The organism is Deltaproteobacteria bacterium CG11_big_fil_rev_8_21_14_0_20_42_23, from assembly GCA_002796345.1.
Taxonomy (GTDB): domain Bacteria; phylum UBA10199; class UBA10199; order 2-02-FULL-44-16; family 2-02-FULL-44-16; genus 1-14-0-20-42-23.
Genome location: PCXC01000063.1, coordinates 1 through 5,045 on the forward strand (window position 1 = coordinate 1; position 5,045 = coordinate 5,045).

Annotated in this window: 5 protein-coding genes; 2 read left to right on the forward strand and 3 right to left on the reverse strand. The window is 43.6% G+C overall.

Annotated features, from left to right (window positions below; translation table 11 throughout):
• Nucleotides 1–68: 68 nt before the first annotated feature.
• Entirely contained in the window at nt 69–359 is a 291-nt protein-coding gene (gene msrB, locus COV43_07485) for a peptide-methionine (R)-S-oxide reductase (protein ID PIR25000.1), read from the forward strand.
• A 79-nt stretch (nt 360–438) separates the two neighbouring features.
• Here the strand turns inward: msrB and COV43_07490 are convergent, their stop codons facing one another.
• From COV43_07490 to COV43_07500, 3 genes are read right to left on the reverse strand one after another with little or no spacing between them, the layout of a single operon-like run.
• On the reverse strand, nt 439–1,590 hold the full coding sequence (locus COV43_07490; protein PIR25001.1) for an acyl-CoA dehydrogenase: 1,152 nt from the start codon (nt 1,588–1,590) through the stop codon (nt 439–441).
• 34 nt (nt 1,591–1,624) lie between these two features.
• On the reverse strand, nt 1,625–2,401 hold the full coding sequence (locus COV43_07495) for a hypothetical protein (protein ID PIR25002.1): 777 nt from the start codon (nt 2,399–2,401) through the stop codon (nt 1,625–1,627).
• A gap of 27 nt (nt 2,402–2,428) precedes the next feature.
• Entirely contained in the window at nt 2,429–3,847 is a 1,419-nt protein-coding gene (locus COV43_07500; protein PIR25003.1) for a hypothetical protein, read from the reverse strand.
• A gap of 207 nt (nt 3,848–4,054) precedes the next feature.
• Here COV43_07500 and COV43_07505 point away from each other — a divergent pair, with 207 nt between their 5' ends.
• Nucleotides 4,055–4,462, forward strand: a complete 408-nt coding sequence (locus tag COV43_07505) for a hypothetical protein (GenBank protein ID PIR25004.1) — start codon at nt 4,055–4,057, stop codon at nt 4,460–4,462.
• The last annotated feature ends 583 nt before the right edge of the window (nt 4,463–5,045 follow it).

Genomic DNA, 5,045 nt, shown 5'->3' on the forward strand with positions numbered 1-5,045 from the left:
ATTTCAAACGCCCTTTTTTCAACAACACCAAACCGTAAACCACTCTCATTACTCACTTCGATGTGCTCATGGAGGGTTTTTCAGGGGGGACTAAGTATGAATCAGGAACGGGCTGGCCAAGTTTTTTCCGCCCACTTGAACCCGAAAATATTGTAACGAAAAAAGACCGAAAACTTTTTGTCACTCGCACCGAAGTCAGAAGCAAGCACGCGGATTCTCACTTGGGGCACGTGTTTGACGACGGCCCACAACCAACTGGGCTTCGCTATTGCATGAATTCAGCTGCCATGCGCTTTATTCCAAAAGAAGATTTGGAAAAAGAAGGCTATGGAAAATACCTTAAGCTATTTGAGAAGTGATCTTCAGGCTTTCTTCCTCTCTCTAGGGAAAACCTTAACTCCCCCAACCCCTCTTAATCTAAGAGGGGAGAATATTGAACTACAAACATCCCAACTCGCGCGCTATCACTGTCCTTTGAATTTCGCTGGTGCCCTCTCCTATTTCTAGAAGTTTTTGATCGCGGTAAAACCGTGCTACTTTATATTCTTCCATCAAGCCATAGCCACCATGCAGTTGTACAGCATGATTTACCACGCGGTACATTACTTCGGAGCAATAGAGTTTTGCCATTGAGGCTTCTTTTTTGAAAGGCTTTCCATTGTCTTTCAACCAAGCGGCTTTGTAGAGGAGGCTTCGCGCTGCTTCAATTTCCATAGCGCAGTCTGCGAGCTTGAACGCATTCACTTGAAAACTCCCAATTGCTTTTCCAAACTGCTCGCGCTCTTTTACATATTTGAGTGCAAGTTCAAACGCACCTTGTGCTCCGCCCAAGCCCATGGCGGCAATGCCCAGCCGGCCGCTGTCTAAGGTTGCTAGCATTTGCTTGAAGCCTGCTCCGCGTGCACCAAGCAAATTCGCTTCGGGCACTTGCACATTGTCGAAATAAAGTTCCGCCGTGTTTGATGCACGCCACACCAACTTGCCGTGCATTTCTTTTGCGGTGAAACCGGGCGTTCCCTTTTCCACAATAATGCACGAAAGCTCAGGTTTTCCTTTTGCGTCTTTTCCCGTTACGGCTTGAACGGTAACACCTGCGCACATTTCATTTGCAGCGTTGGTGATAAAAATTTTGGAACCGTTTATCGTCCACATTCCATTTTTCAATTCGGCTGTAGTCTGCGTTCCAGCTGCATCAGAGCCGGCGTTTGGTTCGGTGAGACCAAAGCCCCAAAGTGCAGTGCCTGCTAAAAGTGTTGGCAAATAATTTTGCTTTTGCGCTTCGGTTCCAAATGCAGCAATGGGCCCAATGCCCAAAGAATTTTCTGCCGCCACCGTTGCAGCATGCGATGCATCTACACGTGAGAGCTCTTCAATCACCATCACATACGAAAGATAGTCTAAGCCTTGGCCACCATCTTTTTCAGGAACCGTCATTCCAAACAAACCGAGCTCGCCCATTTTTTTGGTAATGTCTAACGAGAAGGTTTCGGTTTTGTCCAGCTCTTCAATGCGCGGTGCAATTTCACTTTCGGCAAAATCGCGCACCATTTTTTTGAGCATCTCTTGTTCTTGGCTGATTTCGAAATTCATTTCTACTCCTTATGCTTCTACAGACTTTAAAATATTAGGGGAAAAAACGGCGAACCATTTCAGCTGTGAGCAAATGAACGAAAAGTGTTCCTAAAAGAAAATAAAATACCTTTCGTTGCTCGGCTGCTATGAAAACAGAAGGATCTTCTGTGACACGCACTACAATTATTTCTTTGGGAAGCTGTTTGCCTTCTGCGTTTGCGCGCTGTTGAAGCAACTGAAAAAATTCACTGCGCAGTTCTTGCACTTTTACTCCAGCAAAGCTTGTGAGTTTCCATTTTTCTTCCATGCTTTGACGAACATTGTTGGTTTGCGGTAACGCCCAAAAACGAGAAAATTCTTGAGGCGATTGATTTTGAAGTTCAATGGGTGCAAAAAACTGAGGATGCCTTGAACGTGGGCGTGGACGAATATGCTGCGCCGCTTTTTTAATTTCAACTCTGAGGCGTTGATCGTTGCGAACATGAGCATTATCAAAAAGGTAAACATCGGCAGGTGCAGATGTGTCGCTCACTTCCGCTGCTTGTTGAGATTGAAGATCAAACCAAGCATGCTCTTTTAAACCTGAAACAAAAAAGAAGAGGAAAAAAATAAGCAGGAAATCTAAAAAACTTAATGCAAATGGAGCGTGATGTTTAAAACTATAAAAAAGAAAAGCCAAAGCAAGCAGCGCTGCACCTGCCAAAATGATGGCCCACGAAAAACGCGAAAGCATTGTGCTGTCGAGAAGAAATAAAAAATGCCGCAGGAAGAGACCAAGTAAAAGAGAAAGGGGTAAAACAAAAAATGGAAGTGAAAAAATTTTGTTCATGAATATCCTTTCTTGTTTTGAATTAAGCTAAAAAATATTTCCGCGGCCTAGCAGAAAATGCGGATCATACTCTTTTTTCCACTGTTTCATTTTGGCAATTACTTCTTGGCTATGCTGAAGCGAAAGCAGTTCTCGCTGAATTTTTCCAATGCCATGTTCGCCCGCAACTCCGCCACCCAAGGCCACTGCTTTCTTGCACGCTTTTTTCAAGATGTCGCGTGCTTTTTTCTTCTCTTCACTATTCTTACAAAAAATGTTGGTGTGTGGATGACCATTTCCTAAATGCGCGTAAACCATAAAGGGAAGATTTGCTTCCGCCATTGCACTATAAAAATAATCCATCATCGGCAAAAGCTGATTCACCGGCACCCACCAGTCGCTTCCCACTTTTCCTCCACCTGCTGGCCACAGCTTTCTTGCGTCTTCATTTATGGTGGTAGGAATGTGGTGTCTAAAATTTCGAAACGTCTCAAATTGTTTTTCTGTGTCTGCAAAAAGAATGTCATTCGTCAAGCACGCTTGATTTTTTTCTAGATATTCAAGCCATTTTTTTTGCCATTGTTCTTTTTCGGCTTCCGTTTCGTATTCTTGTTTAAGGTAAATGATAGCTTGCGCATGATCACTCATTCTTGGAAAGTGTGGATGTGTTTTCATCACGCGCAATGCAAAGGCATCGATCATTTCTAAAGCTTTTGGCTGAAATTTTTTTTGCGAAACAATATCCACAATGCACTTCAAAGCTGATGCATTTGAAGTAAAGGGAAGCATCATGGCAAAGTAGCGTGGCGCATGATTTAGCACGGCGAGGCTTAATTCTGTGATCACACCAAGTGTGCCTTCGGAACCGATGAAAAGATCGATGGGATTTTTCCAATCAGCTAAATATCCGGCCCTGTTTTTTTCTGTATTTATTTTTTCATCAGCTTCGCGTTCAAATATTTTTTCACTTCCATCTGCAAGCAAAACTTTTAAGCGTCGAACGTATTGGCGAGTGGTTCCATATTTAAACGTGTCTTCGCCAGTAGCGTTGGTGGCTACGTTTGCGCCGATGGTGCATTCTTTTCGTGACGTGGGAGAAACAGGATAATATTTTTTTTCATTTGCAACGAAAGATTGAAGATCAGCTGTGATCACACCTGGGCTTGAAGTGACAATACTTTCATTTCGAAACGTATTCAATTCAAGTTTTGATTTTAATTTTTCAAGCGAAACTAAAATGCCTTCATCAGCAACTGAACTTCCGGTCATGGACGTTTGCGATGCACAAAAGGTGATGGGATTTTTTTTAGCACAACAATATTTCATCACTTCTTTAAGCTCTTGCTCATCACGCACACGCACAACAGCCTCGGGATTTCCGCGATACATCGTATCTTCCCGGTAGTGCTCAATGCGAGGATCGTCTTGCAAAATGAGATCTGAAAATTGTGCTAAGTCTTTTAACATGGTGTTTTAGTAAAATTTCTTGTCATCGCGAAGGAGCAAAGCGACTGTGGCGATCTCGATTTTTACATTGGCAGAGGAGATTGCCACTCCGCCTCAGGCGGATCGCAATGACAGCAAATTGCTTGAATTGCTGACTGCCTAAGCTTAAACAGTTTTCAAGTCAATGAAGTCATGATACACACGTTTTCTCTTCAAGGAGGTTTACGAATGTTGATTCGCTTTATTCTCTTCGGTTGCTTTGGACTACTCGTTGAACTGAGCTATTCTGCATTGAGAGAAAGTATCCGAAGTAAATCGTTAGTGCTCACCGGAGAAGCCTCTATTGTGCTTTTCCCGTTTTATGGTTTCATTGCTTTTTTCTTTCCTGTACTGGCGCACCAACTTGGCGGATACGAGTGGTGGATGCGTGGCCTCATTTACATGGGTGTGTTTTTTGCTTCGCAATACCTCACCGGTTGGCTGCTGGACAAAGTGAATCTCTGCCCGTGGAATTATCCGCGCGCCTATTCCCTGCAGGGCCTCATTTATTTCCCGCACGCCCCGCTGTGGTTTGTCTTGGGCCTTTTCATTGAATGGGCCTACCCCTGGATAAAAGCCTTGAGCGAGATTGGGTAAGCTTCTTTCGCTTCGTACCCAGAAATGTGCTATTTTATGTGCAAAATGCACATGGAATTGACTTTTCTCCATGACAACAAAGAGCGGTACCTTTCCCGGATTTTCCGAGTTGTGTAAAATAAGCAAATAATATCAGTTAGTTATAAGGCGAGAACCGTCCCCTAAAAAGTACTGAATACCAGGAGTACGGGGAGCATAAAGGACCAGCCCTTCTTCTCAGCCAGCTCGTCGCTGATGGTGCTGCACGAATGGTGTTTGGATATGAAATGTTGAAAATTGCTTACCCAGAAATTGTACAACGGATATTAAATGAACTTAGTCTTGAAGATCATAAGAGCCAAGGACGATAGTAGTCACAATGCATTGAATTTTTCAAACGCTGGAGAGGCGAATGCTTCTTCAGCGTTTTTTGTGTGATTGGTGGAGTGGGTGTTTGGATTCCTCCCCTTAGATTAAGGGGAGGTTAGGTGGGGTTATTGCATTTTACTGCAAATACTCTAACTGTCACGTCCTAAAATAGTTGACACTTAGTTAAGTCGTCCAGCATGAACGGAAGCAGGGGTTTTGTATCCCAGCGACAGAT

Coding starts and splice junctions, on each gene's coding strand:
- COV43_07495 (PIR25002.1), bottom strand. CDS start 2,401: ATGAACAAAATTTTTTCACTTCCATTTTTTGTTTTACCCCTTTCTCTT.
- COV43_07490 (PIR25001.1), bottom strand. CDS start 1,590: ATGAATTTCGAAATCAGCCAAGAACAAGAGATGCTCAAAAAAATGGTG.
- msrB (PIR25000.1), top strand. CDS start 69: ATGGAGGGTTTTTCAGGGGGGACTAAGTATGAATCAGGAACGGGCTGG.
- COV43_07505 (PIR25004.1), top strand. CDS start 4,055: ATGTTGATTCGCTTTATTCTCTTCGGTTGCTTTGGACTACTCGTTGAA.
- COV43_07500 (PIR25003.1), bottom strand. CDS start 3,847: ATGTTAAAAGACTTAGCACAATTTTCAGATCTCATTTTGCAAGACGAT.